The 16,182-nt window shown below is 68.5% G+C and carries 16 protein-coding genes and 1 pseudogene; 9 read left to right on the forward strand and 8 right to left on the reverse strand.

What is annotated here, in order from left to right; all coding sequences use genetic code 11:
- On the forward strand, positions 1–203 hold a 203-nt coding region (locus ACH4EW_RS25905; RefSeq protein ID WP_398260768.1), incomplete at its 5' end, for a substrate-binding domain-containing protein.
- Positions 204–494: 291 nt separating this feature from the next.
- On the opposite strand, the gene ACH4EW_RS25910 is transcribed toward ACH4EW_RS25905, so the two are convergent.
- Positions 495–1,082, reverse strand: a complete 588-nt coding sequence (locus tag ACH4EW_RS25910; protein WP_398260770.1) for an RICIN domain-containing protein — start codon at positions 1,080–1,082, stop codon at positions 495–497.
- Between the two features lie 582 nt (positions 1,083–1,664).
- Here ACH4EW_RS25910 and ACH4EW_RS25915 point away from each other — a divergent pair.
- Positions 1,665–2,312, forward strand: a complete 648-nt coding sequence (locus tag ACH4EW_RS25915) for a hypothetical protein (protein WP_398260772.1) — start codon at positions 1,665–1,667, stop codon at positions 2,310–2,312.
- A 221-nt stretch (positions 2,313–2,533) separates the two neighbouring features.
- Here ACH4EW_RS25915 and ACH4EW_RS25920 read toward each other — a convergent pair whose 3' ends face one another.
- Positions 2,534–3,040 carry a pyridoxamine 5'-phosphate oxidase family protein gene (locus ACH4EW_RS25920; RefSeq protein ID WP_398260774.1) on the reverse strand — a complete coding sequence of 169 codons (507 nt, stop codon included), beginning with the start codon at positions 3,038–3,040 and terminating at the stop codon, positions 2,534–2,536.
- A gap of 256 nt (positions 3,041–3,296) precedes the next feature.
- On the opposite strand from ACH4EW_RS25920, the gene ACH4EW_RS25925 reads away from it, so the two are divergent.
- Together ACH4EW_RS25925 and ACH4EW_RS25930 are read left to right on the forward strand one after the other, a co-directional pair.
- A complete protein-coding gene (locus tag ACH4EW_RS25925) occupies positions 3,297–3,776 on the forward strand; it encodes a hypothetical protein (protein WP_398260776.1) in 480 nt (159 codons plus the stop codon).
- A gap of 8 nt (positions 3,777–3,784) precedes the next feature.
- The gene (locus ACH4EW_RS25930) at positions 3,785–4,471 is read left to right on the forward strand and encodes a vitamin K epoxide reductase family protein (protein WP_398260778.1); all 687 of its coding nucleotides are present in this window, start codon (positions 3,785–3,787) and stop codon (positions 4,469–4,471) included.
- On the opposite strand, the gene ACH4EW_RS25935 is transcribed toward ACH4EW_RS25930, so the two are convergent.
- The gene (locus ACH4EW_RS25935) at positions 4,422–5,759 is read right to left on the reverse strand and encodes a globin domain-containing protein (RefSeq protein WP_398260780.1); all 1,338 of its coding nucleotides are present in this window, start codon (positions 5,757–5,759) and stop codon (positions 4,422–4,424) included. The two genes, ACH4EW_RS25930 and ACH4EW_RS25935, sit on opposite strands and share 50 nt — an antisense overlap.
- A gap of 244 nt (positions 5,760–6,003) precedes the next feature.
- Here ACH4EW_RS25935 and ACH4EW_RS25940 point away from each other — a divergent pair, with 244 nt between their 5' ends.
- Positions 6,004–6,750: a response regulator gene (locus ACH4EW_RS25940; protein WP_398260782.1), complete on the forward strand. Its 747-nt coding sequence runs from the start codon at positions 6,004–6,006 to the stop codon at positions 6,748–6,750.
- A gap of 14 nt (positions 6,751–6,764) precedes the next feature.
- On the opposite strand, the gene ACH4EW_RS25945 is transcribed toward ACH4EW_RS25940, so the two are convergent.
- Positions 6,765–8,474: a GAF domain-containing protein gene (locus tag ACH4EW_RS25945; RefSeq protein WP_398260784.1), complete on the reverse strand. Its 1,710-nt coding sequence runs from the start codon at positions 8,472–8,474 to the stop codon at positions 6,765–6,767.
- A 515-nt stretch (positions 8,475–8,989) separates the two neighbouring features.
- On the opposite strand from ACH4EW_RS25945, the gene ctaD reads away from it, so the two are divergent.
- Together ctaD and ACH4EW_RS25955 are read left to right on the forward strand one after the other, a co-directional pair.
- Complete coding sequence (gene ctaD, locus ACH4EW_RS25950; protein WP_398260786.1) at positions 8,990–10,801, forward strand: cytochrome c oxidase subunit I; 1,812 nt, start codon at positions 8,990–8,992, stop codon at positions 10,799–10,801.
- 45 nt (positions 10,802–10,846) lie between these two features.
- Entirely contained in the window at positions 10,847–11,167 is a 321-nt protein-coding gene (locus ACH4EW_RS25955; RefSeq protein ID WP_398260788.1) for a hypothetical protein, read from the forward strand.
- 95 nt (positions 11,168–11,262) lie between these two features.
- Here ACH4EW_RS25955 and ACH4EW_RS25960 read toward each other — a convergent pair.
- The 4 genes and pseudogenes from ACH4EW_RS25960 to ACH4EW_RS25975 all read right to left on the reverse strand — a co-directional run.
- Positions 11,263–11,469, reverse strand: a pseudogene (locus ACH4EW_RS25960) (indole acetimide hydrolase); the annotation flags it as partial.
- A 9-nt stretch (positions 11,470–11,478) separates the two neighbouring features.
- Complete coding sequence (locus ACH4EW_RS25965; protein ID WP_351197723.1) at positions 11,479–12,099, reverse strand: L-threonylcarbamoyladenylate synthase; 621 nt, start codon at positions 12,097–12,099, stop codon at positions 11,479–11,481.
- 336 nt (positions 12,100–12,435) lie between these two features.
- Positions 12,436–13,488, reverse strand: coding sequence for a polyprenyl synthetase family protein (locus ACH4EW_RS25970; RefSeq protein ID WP_398260790.1), 1,053 nt, complete (start codon positions 13,486–13,488; stop codon positions 12,436–12,438).
- A complete protein-coding gene (locus tag ACH4EW_RS25975; protein ID WP_398260792.1) occupies positions 13,485–14,549 on the reverse strand; it encodes a tetratricopeptide repeat protein in 1,065 nt (354 codons plus the stop codon). The genes ACH4EW_RS25970 and ACH4EW_RS25975 overlap by 4 nt, the downstream gene beginning before the upstream one ends.
- A 522-nt stretch (positions 14,550–15,071) precedes the next feature.
- On the opposite strand from ACH4EW_RS25975, the gene ACH4EW_RS25980 reads away from it, so the two are divergent.
- Together ACH4EW_RS25980 and ACH4EW_RS25985 are read left to right on the forward strand one after the other, a co-directional pair.
- On the forward strand, positions 15,072–15,263 hold the full coding sequence (locus ACH4EW_RS25980) for a DUF6381 family protein (RefSeq protein WP_398260794.1): 192 nt from the start codon (positions 15,072–15,074) through the stop codon (positions 15,261–15,263).
- Positions 15,264–15,545: 282 nt separating this feature from the next.
- Positions 15,546–16,055 carry a DUF664 domain-containing protein gene (locus ACH4EW_RS25985; RefSeq protein WP_398260796.1) on the forward strand — a complete coding sequence of 170 codons (510 nt, stop codon included), beginning with the start codon at positions 15,546–15,548 and terminating at the stop codon, positions 16,053–16,055.
- Positions 16,056–16,182: the final 127 nt, after the last annotated feature.

A 16,182-nucleotide genomic window follows, 5' to 3' on the forward strand; every position in this document is an offset into this window, starting at 1 on the left:
ACAGCGTCCTCGCACAGGCCGGCTGGCCCCCACTGACCAGCGTCGACCTGGGCTCCACCGAACGCGGCCGACACGCCGCCGAACTCCTCCTGGAATGCCTTCGCGAACCGGGCGGCGCAGAGCCCCTCGCTTCCCGCACAACTACCGTGCCTCCGCGCCTCGTCGCGCGCGCGTCCACTGCGCCGGCAGTGGCCGGCAGTTGAGAACATGAAGTTCGCATGACTCTCCACCACCTTCTGCTCCCGGGCCACTGGCCAGCGGAGCGGCGCGTTGCCGCATGCCACCGCTGAGCTGGAGTCTTTCCGTACAGTTCGGGCTGCTGAAGACGCGGGCGCCGTTGTCCGTGAAGTTCGCGATGAGGAGCACCACGTTGACATCGGCCCCCGGCAAGTCCGGATCGCAGTGCCTGAGTGCGGGGCATGCAACAGCCCCGGCGGTTGCGGGACCGTACGGGGCTGTGCGCGGCGCCGGTGATGCCGTGTGTTTGCGGCGGATCAGCTGTTGGCCACGGGGGTGTCGTTCTCCACTACGCGCCACAACCGGTCCGAGCTCGGCTGTGCGATGTCGAGGTCGAGGCTGTCCCAGCTGCCGTCGTTGTACCTGTTCAGGCTCAGGGCGAGGCTCTTGTCGACCGCGGGGCGGTACATCCACCAGCCCGTGTTTTTGCCATCGGCCTTCTCGCCCATCAGGCTCCACTTCTGGAGCTGCGAGCCGTCACAGGTCCGGACGATGACGGTGGTTCCGCGCTGAGGCGTCGCGGCGCTGGGTTGAAGGCACTTGTTCGCGGCTTCATTCTTGATCGTGGCCGTGTAGGTGTTGGGCCCGCCTGCCTGCCAGGCGGAGAAGTCGACCTCCCACCTCTCGGTGCTGTACTTCCACGCGGGGTCGCTGAGGGTGATGGCGGTGGCGCCTTCGCCGGTGCTGTTGTTGAGCAGAGCCAGGCGGCTTCCGTCCATTTTGTTGATCAGGTCGCGGTTGGGGTTGGGTGCGGCGGAAGCCGGCGCTCCACTGGCTGCGACGATGCCGCACGTGGCCAACACGGCGGCGGCGAGGGCCAATACGGGCTCGTGACGCTTGGACATACCAGGTGTCCCTTTCGGTGCATGAACGTCCGCGGGAGCAGGACTCCGGCATCCAATCAGCCCGGATACGCGCCGAAACGATCTTGCGCCGGAGGAGTCGCTCCGGTTCACCCGACCGAGGCACATCAGGCCTATTGCAGTCACTTCCGCGACACAAAGCGTGAGCCGGATGTCCTCACCCGGGCGGCGGTGAACACGCGGCCGAACGGCCCTGTTCTCGTACAGGACGATTTGGTGAGGCGACGGTGGCGGATGAGGGCGGTGGCCATGCCGACGAATCCGAGGAATGTGCCCAGGGCTGTCGGTGCCCCGGCGCACGGTTCGCTTCAGCCTCTGCCTCTCCTGCTCGGTCGGTCTGCGGGCCGGGGCCGGTTGCGCCGCTGTGGGGCGTGGGCTGTCCAGCCGTCGTTTGCCGCCCTCCGGCTCACAGGAGGCTGCTGTCCCGATCGATGCCTCGACGTCAGCCGTTCGATATACCCGATATGACAGGTGTTCGGGGTGTAAGTACGTTCAGTCACGGGTCGGCTGCTCGGTCGGCCTCTCTGAGACAGGAGCAGTGACATGGTTGCACGTTCCACCGTCGTGACCGCCGCCATCGCGGCCACTATGGCCCTTACCGCCACCGGCAGCACCTTCACCTCGGCAGCCACCACCGAGCCGGTCCAGGCAGCCCCGGAGGTCCGGCAGGCCGCCGCCCCGGCTTCGGTCCCCAATAGCGGGGGCGGCGCAGGAAAGGGCAACCAGGGCAGAGGCGACGAGAACAGGGGCAACGAAAGCAGAGGTGGTGAGGGCAGCGGCAACGGCGAGGGGGGAAGTAAGGACGAGGGCAGCGGCAACGGCGAGGGCAACGGCGAGGGGAGGGATAGCGACGGCGGGAGAGGTAACGACGAGGACAGAGGAAACGACGAGGGCAGAGGCTACGGCGAGGGGAGAGGCTACGGCGAGGGCAGGATCCACTTCAACGAGCGGACGTACTCCGCCTACCCCGGCGACTGCGTCACCGCGGCCAGCGGCCTCGGCTCCACGAGCTTCAGCATCTTCAACGACAGCCGGAGGACCGTCGAGGTCTTCCGCGGGGCGACCTGCGACAACGGCGGCCCCGTCGCCGTCGTCGGACCGTACGGTGCCACCTCAGGTGTGTTCGCACAGCCCGTCGAGGGAGGTGTGTTCGTCAACAGCGGAGTGGGAGGGAGCTTCCGAGTGATCGAATACGGCTTCGAAGACGAGTGACGGAGTCGTCCGCGTGACGTGACGTAGAACCCCGGCCCGCCGGAATCGGGCCGCGGTGTCCTTGGTGGCGTCCTTGTACGGGCACCCCGGCCGGGACATCTTCGTTCCAGATGCCATGCCTGCACCTGACACACGCCCGATCCACCCGCACCCCTGCCATGTCGAACCGAAAGCGGACAGCGAGGAACCGTGATCCGCCGCGCCCCCACGGAGACAGTGCATCAGGCCGTCAGCCGGATCCCGGTGACCAGATGCGGACGGATGTGGACCGCACAGTCCATCACCTGGTCCGACCAGGGCCTGATCAGTTGTTGGTAGCGCCTCAGAGCATCCGGATCGGTCACGGGGCGGCAGTATCCCGTCGCGACGACGCTCCAGCCCAGATGGGTCAGCGGATCGATGTCATCCGCCTGGTAGGCGACCACGACTCCCCGGCCGCCATGGTGCCTGGCCTGGGCGAACAGGTCCGAGTCCTGATGGGTCCGGATGACGATCCGACCGCGGTCCAGCAGATGGTTCACCGGCCGGATCGCGGGCAGCGCGCGCTGGGTGAAGACGATCCGCCCGAGCGACGTCCCGCCGAGCAGGCTCAGTGCCTGAGCGCCTGTCAACTCTACGGTGTGGCGTGGTCCGGTGGCCGCCGGGCCGTGCGTCGGGGCCGATGCCGACGGCGTGGGCCCGGCCGCGGGCGCGGACGACTGGGGCGACTGATGACCTGTATGGCTCATGGGGCGGCCTTGTCTCCTGATCTGCTCGCCTGTCGCACGAGTACATCGCGTGCTGCCATCCCCACGCCAGGGCCGAACGGCCCAGGGTCGAACGGCGCAGGGCCGAACGGCCCTAGCGGTGTCGGACCACCAGTCGGTTCACTGCGGTGGACCGCATGCTGCGGGCCGGCCCAACGGCGGCTCCGGGGGCCGGGCCGTGGCTTGTGGAATGTTCGGTCGGAGCGGGCAGTGCGGATGTGTACAGGAGGGGAACGCGTTGATCGCGGTCGTCGGACACAGAGACCTCAACAACAGAACTCTGGGGTTGGTGGAGGCTGAACTGAGAGCGAGGCTGGACTGCCTGGCAGAAGGCGTGGCCGCTCTCGTGCGGGTCGGGGCGGGGCTGCCGCTGGTGTTCGGGCGCGCCGCCCGGGAGGCCGGACGGAAGCTGACAGTACTGCTGCCGGCCCAGGGCGCGGTGCCGGCAGTGCTGCCCGAGCAGGACCGGCGGGCTGCAGGGGAACTGCTGGTCCTCGCCGAGCACGTACGGTTGCTGGCTTTTGATCCGGCCGACCGCAACGCTTGTGTCAGCGCCGATGAACGTCTGTTGGAGACGTGCCGGACCGTGCTCGCCGTGTGGGACGGTTCGCCGTCGGACGGCCGGGATGCTACCGCACATCTGGTTGCCTTCGCCCGGGCGCGTGGAATCCGGGTGGAGGTCGTCTGGCCGGACGGCTCCGTACGGGGGCCGGCATGAGCGCGTCGGTGCGTGAGTCTGAGCTGGTGGAGCGAGCCCCCGAGTCCGATGGCCGGGAGGTCCGCCCCTCGCGGGACAGGGCGAACGGCGGTGCCTCGAGCGATGATCGGGAGCGGACCGGGGCGCACCAGGGATTCGCATGGCTGTTGGTGATCACCGCCGCCCTCGGGCTGCTGGGTTCCTTCATGATCACCACCGACAAGTTCGAACTGCTCGCCGACCCCGACTTCGTACCCGCCTGCTCGCTGAGCCCCGTGGTGTCCTGCACGGATGTGATGCGCAGCGAGCAGGCGTCGGTGTTCGGCTTCTCCAATCCGCTCATCGGACTGATCGCCTTCGGGATGGTGATGGGGACCGGCGTGGGCCTGCTCGCAGGTGCGCGCTACCGGCGGTGGTACTGGCTGGGGCTGAACCTGGGCACCCTGTTCGGCGTCGGCTTCTGCATGTGGCTGATGACGCAGGCGCTGTACGACATCGGCGCTCTCTGCCTGTGGTGCGTACTCGTGTGGGTGGCCACCATCTTCATGTTCTGGCACACCACCGTGCACAATCTGCGCCATGGTGTCCTGCCCGCCCCACGCGCTCTCGTCGCGGCGGTGCTGGAGTTCCCCCTTGTGGTGCCGGTTACCTGGTGCCTGGTCATCGTCATGCTGATAGCAACCCGGTTCTGGTCGTACTGGCAGACGTTTCTGTGACTTGTACGATGCCGGTGATGTCGTGATGGGTGTGCATGGCCGGGACTCCGGCGGAGGCCAGCCGGGCAACGACGGCCCGCGTGGAGTCTGTCGTGGAGGCCTCGGGTGTCAGGGCCAGATAGACATGCTGCCGCGTGGTGGCCCCGGGACGCTTCGCCAGTATTGCGTCCAGGGCCCGCAGAGCGGGGGGATCCGCGGAGAGACCGGCCGGATCGGTCGGCCCGGCCTGACCGGCTGTGAGGACGGTCAGCCAGGGGCGTCCGCGCCGGAACGCCTCCAGATACGCCGCGTCGTACATGCCCTCATCAACCCTTGCATCCAGCAGCAGCCGCACCCGGTGCGCACGGGGCCGGTCGGCGTCGATCTGCTGGAGCAGGGCCTTCATCGCGGCCCATCCGGTGCCGGAGGCGATCAACAGAACGTCGGCGGAGGGGGTGTGATCGGGCAGGACAAGGGCGCCGCGCGGTGCGCTGAGGCGGACGGTGCCGCCCTCCCGCGCGCCGTACACCAGCGCATCACTCACCCCGTCGGCGCCCCGGGCCCGTACATGGAACTCCAACTCGCCGTCCGGATGCGGTGCGCGGGCCAGGTAGTAAGGACGCCATGCCTGCTCCAGCAGCGGCGACTCCAAGGACGCGTACTGCCCGGCCTTGAAGGAGTACGGCTGATGGGGGCGTACCCTCAGCACCGCGAGATCCGGGGTACGGAACTCGTGCGAGGTCACCGTCGCCTCCCAGCTCGGTGGTTCGGCGATCGCCTCGTCCGCGCCCCTGACCATCGCCGAAACGGCCAGCCGCAGCATCCGCAGCCAGGCGTCCTCCAGCGTACCGGTCCACCGGGCACCCGCACGCATGCGCAGCGCCTCGACCAGCGCCGTCTCGAACGCCTCGAAGTGTGCGGGGCGCACACCGAGCTTGCGGTGGTCGCGACCCAACTGCGCGAAGGTGTCGATCATCTTGTCCGTATGGTGCAGATTGCCGATCAGGTAGCGGAAGATCCCGACGAGATGGGCCTGCTGGAAGGCCATCGACTCGGGGAACAGCGACCGCAGATACGGATGCCGCTCGAACAGGGCCCGGTACAGCTCGGCGATCAGCTCCTCCAGCGGGCTCACCAGCGGCAGGAATTCGCTGATCAGTTGCTGGTCGGACGTTCCGTCGTACGCCTGCGGTGCCTCGGCGCACCCCGGTTTGTCATCAGCTCCGGCCGGGGACAGGATGCGTCGCCTCAGCCGCATCGCGTCATGCCGCGCGAGCAGTGCGTGGTAGTCCTCGCTCGGGGTGTTCATGGGCCGGTGACTCCTTGGGACAGCACGGTGGGGGACCGGGACGAGAGACACCTGTGGCGCCCAAACGATCTCGGCGGCGTCAGTATGGCACCGTGTGCAGTCTGCCGACCGGCCCCTGTCACCAGGGTCTTTCGGCCCTGTTCAGAGTCCGTTCAGCATGCTGTGAAACCCCGGCGAAAGGACGTGTGGACTAACGCACATACTGGTTGTCGCCCACCTCTTCCCCGAACCGATCGAGCATGGTGTGAATGACCTCGCGAAGTCCCCGCTGAGCACGGCCCCGTCGCAGTCCGCCGGCCCCGTACGCGTCTTCATCCTCGACGACCACGAGGTCGTACGGCGTGGCGTGCGCGATCTGCTGGAGGCCCAGGACGGCATCGAGGTCGTCGGCGAGGCGTCCAACGCCCGGGAGGCGCTGGCCCGCGTACCGGCCAGCAGACCACAGGTCGCCGTACTGGACGTACGGCTCGGCGACGACCCCCGCGGTGACCACGCCGGGATCGAGGTATGCCGGGAACTGCGTGCCCTGATGCCCGAGCTGGCATGTCTGATGCTGACGTCGTTCGATGACGACGAGGCTCTGTTCGACGCCATCATGGCGGGCGCGGCCGGCTACGTACTGAAGCAGATCAATGGGGCCGATCTGATCGCCGCCGTACGCACGGTCGCGTCCGGCACCTCGATGCTCGATCCACGGACGACCGCTCGTGTGATGGCACGTCTGCGGGGCCCCCAGCTCACCCCCGCCAAGGAGTCGGAGGCATCGGAACTGGACCAGCTCACGGCCAGGGAGCGCCAGATCCTGGACCTCATCGGCGAGGGCCTCACCAACCGCGAAATCGCGGAACGCCTCTTCCTGGCCGAGAAGACCGTCAAGAACCGTATCTCCTCGATCCTCGCCAAACTGGGCGTCGGCCGCCGGATTCAGGCCGCGATGCTCGTCGGCCGGATCAAGGACCGTCAGGGGCAGGCCCCGGTCCGACGGAGCTGACAGGTGCTCAGGCGTCAGTCGTGGAGCGGCACGCACCACGTGATCCGGGTGCCGCCGTCCGTCGGCCTTTCGACGGCGAGTGTGCCGCCGCACAGCTCCGCCCGCGTACGCATATTGTCCAGCCCGCCGACGCGCCTGGCCGGCTGACCGCGGTCATTGATCACGGTCCCCGTTCCGGTAGTGGTCGTGTCACCGTTCGGGATGTCGATACCGATGCCGTTGTCCGTGACGGTCAGAGTCACCGCGTCGTCGACCGACAGCACGATGCCGATACGACTCGCACGGGCATGGCGGGACGCGTTGGACACCGCTTCGGCGGCGACCGCTACCACGTGTTCGGCGAGTTCGTCCGGGACCGTGGTGTCCACCGGCCCGTCGATCCGCACAGTGGGCCGGAAGCCGAGGACATGTGCCGCTGTACGAGCGGTCTCCGCTATCCGGTGCCGCAGCCCGCTGCGGCCCGAACCGTCCGCCGTGCGCAGATCGAAGATGGTGGACCGGATGATCCGGATCGTGGTGTCCAGATCGTCCACCGCCCGGCTGACTCGCTCGGCCGCTTCCGGGCGGTCGGAGATGGCCCGGGTGGTGCTCTGGAGAGTCATCCCGGTCGCGAACAGCCGCTGGATCGCCAGATCGTGCAGATCGCGGGCGATCCGGTCCCGGTCGTGCAGCACGGCGAGTTCTTCGGACTCGGCCCGTCTGCGGGCCAGTTCCAGCGCGATGGCCGCCTGGTCGGCGAAGCCGGAGACGAGTTCGACCTCGGTGTCGTCGAACGGCGGGCGGCCCGCCGGCCGCCCCAGGCGCAGTGCGCCCAGTGCCCCGGTGTCGATCTGCAGCGGCACCGCCACCACCGCGCCCAGACCGTCCTCGGCACCGTCGCCGAACGGATGGGCCCGGGGATCGGTACGGACGTCGGCGCAGTGCACAGGCGTTCCGGTACGGGCGGCGAGCCCGACCAGGGATCCCGACGCCGGAACGGACAACCCCGTCACTCGGTCGGAGTCCCGGCCATGGGCGACGGCAACCGTGAGGCGTTCCTCGGCCGCTGATGCCGCCGGAGCCTCTGAGAGGGGCGCGGAACCGGGCCGCGCAGTGGGCAGCAGAATCGCTGCCCGGTCGGCCCCCGCCACTTCCATTGCCCGCTCGGCGATCAGATGCAGTACTTCGTCGGCGTCCGTCCCCGAGAGCAGGGTGCGGGTGATCTCGCCCAGTGCCTCCAGGCGCCGTTCCCGGCGGCGGCTCTCGTCGTACATCCTGGCGTTGTCGATGGCGACGCCGGCGGCGATCGACAGCGTGGTCAGCACCGCCTCGTCGTCGGCGTCGAAGCTCACCCCGCCCCGCTTCTCGGTGAGATAGAGGTTGCCGAACACCTCGTCACGCACCCGCACCGGTACGCCGAGGAAGGTGCGCATCGGCGGGTGATGAGGCGGAAATCCGAAGCTGCGCGGGTGGCTGCTCAGATCGGTGAGCCGCAGCGGTTCCGGATGGCGGATCAGCTCGCCGAGGATTCCGCGGCCGCAGGGTGACTGCCCGATCCTGGCGGCGAGTTGGTCCGACAGACCCACCGGCAGGAACTCCAGGAGCGTCTGCCCGTCCCCGACAATGCCGAGTGCTCCGTACTCCGCGTCGGTCAGCGTCACCGCTGCCTCCACGATGCCGCGCAGCACCTCCGGGAGTTCCAGGCCCCGCCCCAGACTCATCACGGCGTCCAGCAGACTGTGCATCCGGTCCGGCCGGCTGGGCTGCGGCCACGCGGCCGGACCAGGGCAAGAGGGTCCGTGCGCGCCGAGTGCGGGGGAGGAGGGGACGGGGGTAGGGACTTCCCGGTGGGAGCCGGGCTCGGAAGGTGCTGTCTCTGTCATAGGGGGGTGCCGTTCTCTGAGGCCGTGTGCCGTATGCCGGGTATCTGCTCACCGGATCACCGCAGGGCTGGGACCGGTCCACGGGCGGTCAGCCTACGGCAGCCCGGGTGCCGGGGGCCCGGCGGTGTGCGGTCTCGAAGGCCGGTCCGGGCGGAGCCGGTCGGCTGCCGGATGTACGGGGAAGTAGGGCCGGTTGGCCCTGCGGCCGGTGTCCGTCGGCCCCTGGGGCGCTTCGCGGCTCGCCACCAGCATGGTGCGGCCGGGAAGGTCCGGTCCCTCCCCTCGTGATCCACCGGACCTTCCCGACCGCTCCCTCAAGCCGCCGCGTGCGGCCGGGACGCGTTCGGAGAACTGCCAGAGCTGGAGGACACGGTCCGGTGGACGCAATGGAATCGCGGGGTAACAAGGCCGCCCCTGCATATGGCCCCAAGCCCCCCGGCCCCGGGGCCGACCCCGCCGACGCGCGGGCCATCGCCGTCGACGCGGAGGGCACCCCGGCCGGTCGCCGGATCACTCGGGCGAGCACGACTCAGCCCGGCAGGACGCAGCCCGGCACCGATCTGCCGGGCCGTTCCTCGCGCGGCCGGATCGTCGTCTCGTGGCTCACGACGACCGACCACAAGCAGATCGGCACGCTCTATCTCGTCACCGCGTTCGTCTTCTTCCTGATCGGTGGGGCGATGGCGCTGGTGATGCGCGCCGAACTCGCGCGCCCCGGGATGCAGATCATGTCCAACGAGCAGTTCAACCAGGCATTTACGATGCATGGCTCGGTGATGCTGCTGCTGTTCGCCATGCCGCTGTTCACGGGATTCGCCAACTGGCTCATGCCGCTCCAGATAGGCGCACCCGATGTGGCATTTCCGCGGCTGAACATGCTGGCCTACTGGTTGTTCCTCTTCGGTTCACTGATCGCCGCGGGAGGGTTTCTCACTCCTCAAGGTGCTGCTGACTTCGGCTGGTTCGCCTATGCCCCGCTGTCCGACGCCATCCACTCGCCGAGCATCGGCGCCGATATGTGGATCATGGGCGTGGCACTGTCCGGCTTCGGTTCCATTCTCGGGGCGGTGAACTTCATCACCACCATCATCTGCATGCGTGCCCCGGGAATGACCATGTTCCGGATGCCTATCTTCACCTGGAACGTACTGCTGACCGCCCTGCTCATCCTCCTGGTCTTCCCGGTTTTCGCCGCGGCACTTCTCGCGCTGGAGATGGACCGGAAGTTCGGCTCGCACATCTTCGACCCCGCCAACGGGGGTGCGCTTCTGTGGCAGCACCTGTTCTGGTTCTTCGGGCACCCGGAGGTCTATGTGCTGGCTCTGCCGTTCTTCGGCATCGTCTCCGAGATCATTCCGGTCTTCTCCCGAAAGCCGATGTTCGGCTATATCGGTCTCATTTCCGCGACGATAGCCATTGCCGGGTTGTCCGTCACCGTCTGGGCCCACCACATGTATGCCACCGGAGGTGTACTGCTGCCCTTCTTCTCCTTCATGACCTTCCTGATCGCCGTACCGACCGGAGTGAAGTTCTTCAACTGGATCGGCACGATGTGGAAGGGATCGCTTTCTTTCGAGACGCCGATGCTGTGGGCCACCGGATTTCTGATCACCTTCGTCTTCGGTGGACTGACCGGAGTCATCCTGGCGTCACCACCACTGGACTTCCACGTCACCGACTCGTACTTCGTGGTCGCCCACTTCCACTACACACTCTTCGGTACGGTCGTCTACGCGATGTTCGCCGGATTCCACTTCTGGTGGCCGAAGTTCACCGGCAAGATGCTCGACGAGCGCCTGGGGAAGATCACCTTCTGGGTGCTGACGGCCGGCTTCCACCTCACATTCCTGGTGCAGCACTGGCTGGGTGCGGAGGGAATGCCCCGCCGGTACGCGGACTATCTCGCCGCCGACGGCTTCACCGCCCTCAACACCCTTTCCACCATCGGCTCATTCCTGCTTGGCCTGTCGTTCCTCCCCTTCTTCTACAACGTCTGGAAGACCGCTCAGTACGGCAAGAAGGAAACCGTCGACGACCCCTGGGGTTATGGCCGCTCCCTGGAATGGATCACGTCGTGTCCGCCTCCCCGGCACAACTTCACCGCCCTGCCCCGAATCCGCAGCGAGTCCCCGGCCTTCGATCTGCACCATCCGGAGATCGCCGCGCTCGACCCTGCCCTGCCGCACTGACCCGTCTACCACCGCAAGCCCCACCCCTGAGGAGAGTGCTGCCCGATGTCCCATGGTGTTCTGGCGCTCGGCGTCGCCGTGCTCTGCGTATCGGGCAACGTCTGGTACCTGCCCGCCTGCATCGACCTGCGTGCCGGGCAGGACCGGCCGCGCTCCCGCCGGCTGGCCGCGGCCGCTGTACTGACCGGGTGGGGATCGGCGGTCCTCACGATGCTCCTGCTGCTCACGCCGGTCACACTGCCCGCGGCTGCGCCGGTGGCGGTCGCGGGCACCACCACCACGGTGTCCCTGGCCGTCCGCGCGCGGCTGCGTCGAGGCCAGGAGCAGCGTGAAGAGGAGGCCCGCTGGGCCGCGCTCTTCCGTTGATCACCGCGTTTCGCGTCCCTCCCGATGCCTGACGCCGGGCGGGTGAGAGCCTCCGGAGCGTGTGGTGTGCCGACGCCCCACGCGCCCCGGACTCAGGCAGGCACCGGTACGGCCCGCGGGTCGCGCGGGTCGGTCCCGGCCGGCACCTCGTATGCCAACCGGAGGTCGCCCGCACTCCGTGCCGGCAGGCCGTCGGTGACCAGCATCTGGGACGCCGGGCCGGGGTCGTCCGGGCGAGCGCATGGCGACGGCGCACCGGGTGCCCCTCGCCACGGGCCCGTACCCGACACGTGGCAAAGACGGCGGCGCGGCTACTCGAACCGTGCGGTGTCGCCCGCCCCTCTGCGTACGATCTCCAGCTCGCCGCCGGAGAAGTCGATGACCGTGGTCGGCTCCGTGCCGCAGTCGCCCGAGTCGACCACGGCGTCCACCACATGGTCGAGCCGTTCCTTGATCTCCCAGCCCTGTGTCAGCGGCTCGTCCTCGTCGGGCAGGAGCAAGGTGCTGGACAACAGGGGCTCACCGAGGTCGGCGAGCAGCGCCTGAGCGACGACATGGTCGGGAATCCGGACTCCGACCGTCTTCTTCTTCGGGTGCAGCAGCTGACGTGGTACCTCCTTCGTCGCCGGGAGGATGAAGGTGTAACTGCCGGGTGTCGCTGCCTTGATCGCGCGGAACACATCGTTGTCGATGTGCACGAACTGACCCAGCTGTGCGAAGTTCTGGCACACAAGGGTGAAATGGTGACGGTCGTCGAGGTTCCGGATCGACCGGATCCGGCTGATTCCGTCACGACTGCCCAGCTGGCATCCCAACGCGTAACAGGAGTCCGTCGGGTACGCGACGAGCGCGCCGGACCGGATGCTGTCGGCCACGGTGCGGATGGTGCGCGGCTGAGGATTCTCGGGGTGTACGTCGAAGTACTTCGCCATCCGCCGAGTCTAGTGCTGTGACCGGCAAGGATTACCCCGTCGCGACGCCCGGCACGCCGCAGAGACAGCGAGCGGCCGCGGCATCAGGCGAGCCAGGAGATCCGCCACCGGGCGCAACATCGCGTGCCGGCCAGGCCGAGGAAGACGGCTACCGCTACCTCGTGGAACCGTCCCAGCGCCGAGAGGACTGCGTGCACGACGGCTCCCACGACAAGGATTCGCCAGGCGTAGGCAGCGGCCGTCTGCAGGTGGCCGGACCCCGATGACGAGGTTCCGGCCCCCGGCGCTGACGGGGCGAGCCGGGGCAGTGGTGACCCGGTCGGGCCCCGCATCGGGTCACATCGTGCGGTCGACGAAGAACGGGAAAAGCGCGTGGATTTCACCGAGCGCGGCCGGGGCCAGCGGAGCGCCGTCCAGGCTGCGGCGGGCGCTCTCCAACTGCTGGTGGGCTTCGGCCAGCGTTGCGGAGCGCCCACCGGCTTCTTCGACGAGGTCGGCTGCCCGCCGGGCGGTGGCGCCGTCGAGCGGGTCGCCGGTGCCGAGTAGCGTGGCGAGGCGCCGGGCAGCGGGGTGGTCCGTGGCCAAGGCCGCGAGGACGGGGTACGTCTTCTTCAGCCGGCGCAGATCACTGTGGACGGGCTTGCCCGTGACCTGCGGATCTCCCCAGATGCCCAGGAGATCGTCCACGGCCTGGAATGCCACCCCGAGGTGCCGACCGGCCTTGCCGAGGGCGTCGACGGTCGTGGCAGGGGCTCCGGCCAGCACTGCACCCAGGCCCGTCGCACAGCCGAGCAGCGCCCCGGTCTTGTGCTCGGCCATCCACCAGTACTCGTGCGGCTGCACCGCTTCGGGCCCGGTCCAGGGCCGGGACTCGAAGAGCAGATCCTCGGCCTGACCGCGCACCAGGTCGGCCAGTGTTCCGGCGAGATGGCGGACCGCTGCCGCACTGTGCACGCCGGGAGCATCGGCCAGAGTCTGTACAGCCAGCGCGAAGAGCGCGTCCCCCGCGAGGATCGCGGGGCCGGTCCCGTACATCTTCCAGGCGGTGGCACGCTGTCTGCGGGTCTCGTCGCCGTCCATGATGTCGTCGTGCAGGAGGGAGAAGACGTGGATCAGCTCGACGGCGACCGCGCCGACGACTGCATCCTCCGCAGGGGCACCCGCGGCCTCGGCGCTGAGCAGCGTGAGGGCCTGGCGCACCCCTTTGCCCTGGGAGCCCATGACGGGACTGCCGTCCGCCGTGCCCCACCCGAGGGAGAAGGCGGCCATCTCCGTGTGCCACGGATGCAGACGCTGCACGGCCTGTGCCAGCGCCGGACGTACGAGGTCGCGGCAGCGGGCGAGGATCTGCGGTGCCGTTGCCGGGTGCGTTACGGGCGGTGGTGTCATCGTCGTCCGCTTTCCTCGTCCGTCTCACCATCGACCGGTGTCACGCCGAGTTCGGCGTACGCCTTGTCCACCATGTCCCGGGCGTTGAGCAAGCCGATCCGGCTGAGGGTGCGGCGCAATTCGTCCAGATCGGCGGCGGTCTCTTCGTGGTCGCGGCCGAGCCGGGCGAGCGACTTGACGAGTCCGAGCCGGGACAGTGCTTCACCCCGGGGTTCGGCCATCGCACGGAACTCGGCGAGCGCTTCCTCGTAGACCTGACGCGCCTCCTCGTAACGGCGCGCGCGGAAGAGGACGTTGGCGCGCATCTTGTGGTTGTACGCGAGGGCACTGGACAACTTCATCTCACGGCAGGTGAGTTCGGCCTCCGTGAGCAGGGACAGGGCGCGCTCCGGAGTGCCGTCCCGCAGGGAAATGATGTCGGCCATGCCGCGCAGGGCCCACGCGCGGCCACGCCGGTCGTCCGCGTTCCCGGCCAACTGAGCCGCTTCCTCGAACATGGCCAGGGCGCTGTCGAGCGATCCGGTGTTGCGGTGGATCTGCGCGATGCCTTCCAGCGCCCACACGGTGTGGCGCGCCTCGCCGCGGGCGCGCGCCTCGGCGAGCAGTTGTTCGTGCAGGACCGCTACGGTCTCGTAGTCGCCTTGTATTCGCCCGGTCTCCGCAAGGCCGGCGAGGGAATAGCCACGGGCAACGATGTCCCCGCCGCGATTGCCCATGTCGGCAGCGAGCCCCAACAGGCGGAAAGCGAGTCTGAGTTCACCGCGCTGCCGGGCGAGCGTCCCACCGCTCCACAGTGCCCAGGCCATCGCCCCCAGGTCGCCGGCCGACCGGGCGGCCCGGTAACTGGCCTTCCATGCCTGATCGGCTTCCTTTACGTTGCCGAGCCTGCGATGCGCCTCGGCCACCGCGAGCCCGCACCTTGCCACTTCCTGTTGCGAGCCACTGTGCTCGGCCTCCCTCAAGTGACGTACTCCTTCCGCCAGTACATCTGTGAGGGAGGAGTTCACCGACATCTTGGTGAGGGCGCCTTGGTACTCGGGCGCCAGTGCCTTGCTGTGCATGGGAGCCTTTCGCGCGCGGCCGGGTCGACGGCAGGGGCAACTATGCATTTGGTGTATACGTCAAATGCATAGTTGCCTGGTGATCGGACCCGGACGCTCGTGGGGGGTCGGACGTGCTTGTTGCTTGCGGCGAACCGCCTTGTTGTGGATCAAGACGAGAGTGACGTGTCCGAGGTTGCTCCGCGAGCAACAGAAGTCGACATCGCCCGTACCGGGAGGCCGGGACGGGGTAGCCCCGGCCGCAGGGCGCGGTGCGGCCGGGGCCGCTGGAAAGGGCCTCCTGGAGGTCGGCCCTGTCGTCGGCCGCGTCGTGGCAGGTTGCGATCAGGACAGTCGCAATGAGACCCAGGGGACCTACTCTGGAGGTGGGAAATCGCGTCCGAGCGGCGCCGGCCGCCGGGGCGCTGCTGCGGATGACCTCTGTCGCGTTCGGGAACGGCAGATGACCGGGCGGAGCGCGCTGCCCCCGGGAAACCCGGTTCCGTGGTGGGCCCGCTCCGCCCGCAGATCCAAGGAGTGACCATGAGCGAATCAGAAGAATATCGCGGTCGCGTGAGGCAGATGCGCGCCAAGGCGAAGGATCTGGAGGACGCAGCCGAGCGCACCACCGACCCCAAGGAACGCCAACGCCTGAAGGACAAGGCCCGCAGGATAGAAGCGGAGAGCGATCAGATCAGCGGCATGGCGAGCGGGGACATCTACCCCATGGAGTAGTCGCGGCCGAATGCCCCGGCCGCTCCACCCCGACGCCGTGGACGCACAGCCGTCGCGCAGCCCCTGAGCAACAGTGCTCAGGGGCTGCGCACGTCGACTCCGTGGCGGGCCGGGGGAATCCTGGCGTGGCCCGGACGTTGGACAAGGGCTTGAGCCGCGGACGTGATCGTCCTCGACCGCGTCCCCTATGCCGTCCCATCGCGTTAGCCGCCTGCGGCGAGGCGGGTCTCGCGGCGCGTGTCGATGGCAGGGGAGGAGCGCGAGAGCGGAGATGGTGATGGCATGAACAGTGCTGACCTTTTGACGGACGCGTTCACTCGCGTCCAGGAGACGGTGCACTCGGCGGTCGAGGGCCTTCCACACGCCGACCTCCACGCTCGCCTCGACGACGGAGCGAACACGATCGCGTGGCTCGTGTGGCACCTCACTCGGATCCAGGACGACCACGTCTCGGATGCGGCAGGTATCGAGCAGGTCTGGTTCACCCAGGACTGGGCGTCCCGCTTCGATCTCCCCTTCGCGAAGGACGCCACCGGGTACGGACACAGCACCGCAGACGTCACGGCTGTACAGGTGGGCTCGCCCGAACTGCTGCTCGGCTACTACGACGCCGTCCATGAACAGACTCTCGGGTTCATCAGTGGGCTCGACGGCAGGGCTCTGAACCGCATCGTCGACGAGGCATGGTCGCCGCCGGTCACCCTCGGGGTCCGTCTGATCAGCGTCATCTCGGACGACCTGCAGCACGCCGGTCAGGCGGCCTTCGTACGGGGCTCGCTCGACCGCCGGTAGAGCTCGACGCGAACGGAGGCCTGTTGTGCCGTCGGACGGCCTCGGCGCACTCCGATGCCCGTTCCATCTCCCGGCCCTCCGGAGCCGAGGTCGTGGACCGCGCGGCCTCGGCTCCGGAGGACCCCGG

Origin of the sequence: Streptomyces sp. NPDC018000, assembly GCF_044328025.1 — a bacterium.
Taxonomy (GTDB): Bacteria; Actinomycetota; Actinomycetes; order Streptomycetales; family Streptomycetaceae; genus Streptomyces.

Bases quoted from the DNA above. Each gene is read 5' to 3' on its own strand.
- ACH4EW_RS25910 (WP_398260770.1), bottom strand. From the start codon at position 1,082: ATGTCCAAGCGTCACGAGCCCGTATTGGCCCTCGCCGCCGCCGTGTTG.
- ACH4EW_RS25980 (WP_398260794.1), top strand. From the start codon at position 15,072: ATGAGCGAATCAGAAGAATATCGCGGTCGCGTGAGGCAGATGCGCGCC.
- ACH4EW_RS25970 (WP_398260790.1), bottom strand. From the start codon at position 13,488: ATGACACCACCGCCCGTAACGCACCCGGCAACGGCACCGCAGATCCTC.
- ACH4EW_RS25955 (WP_398260788.1), top strand. From the start codon at position 10,847: ATGTCCCATGGTGTTCTGGCGCTCGGCGTCGCCGTGCTCTGCGTATCG.
- ACH4EW_RS25965 (WP_351197723.1), bottom strand. From the start codon at position 12,099: ATGGCGAAGTACTTCGACGTACACCCCGAGAATCCTCAGCCGCGCACC.
- ACH4EW_RS25945 (WP_398260784.1), bottom strand. From the start codon at position 8,474: ATGCACAGTCTGCTGGACGCCGTGATGAGTCTGGGGCGGGGCCTGGAA.
- ACH4EW_RS25985 (WP_398260796.1), top strand. From the start codon at position 15,546: ATGAACAGTGCTGACCTTTTGACGGACGCGTTCACTCGCGTCCAGGAG.
- ACH4EW_RS25920 (WP_398260774.1), bottom strand. From the start codon at position 3,040: ATGAGCCATACAGGTCATCAGTCGCCCCAGTCGTCCGCGCCCGCGGCC.
- ACH4EW_RS25975 (WP_398260792.1), bottom strand. From the start codon at position 14,549: ATGCACAGCAAGGCACTGGCGCCCGAGTACCAAGGCGCCCTCACCAAG.
- ACH4EW_RS25935 (WP_398260780.1), bottom strand. From the start codon at position 5,759: ATGAACACCCCGAGCGAGGACTACCACGCACTGCTCGCGCGGCATGAC.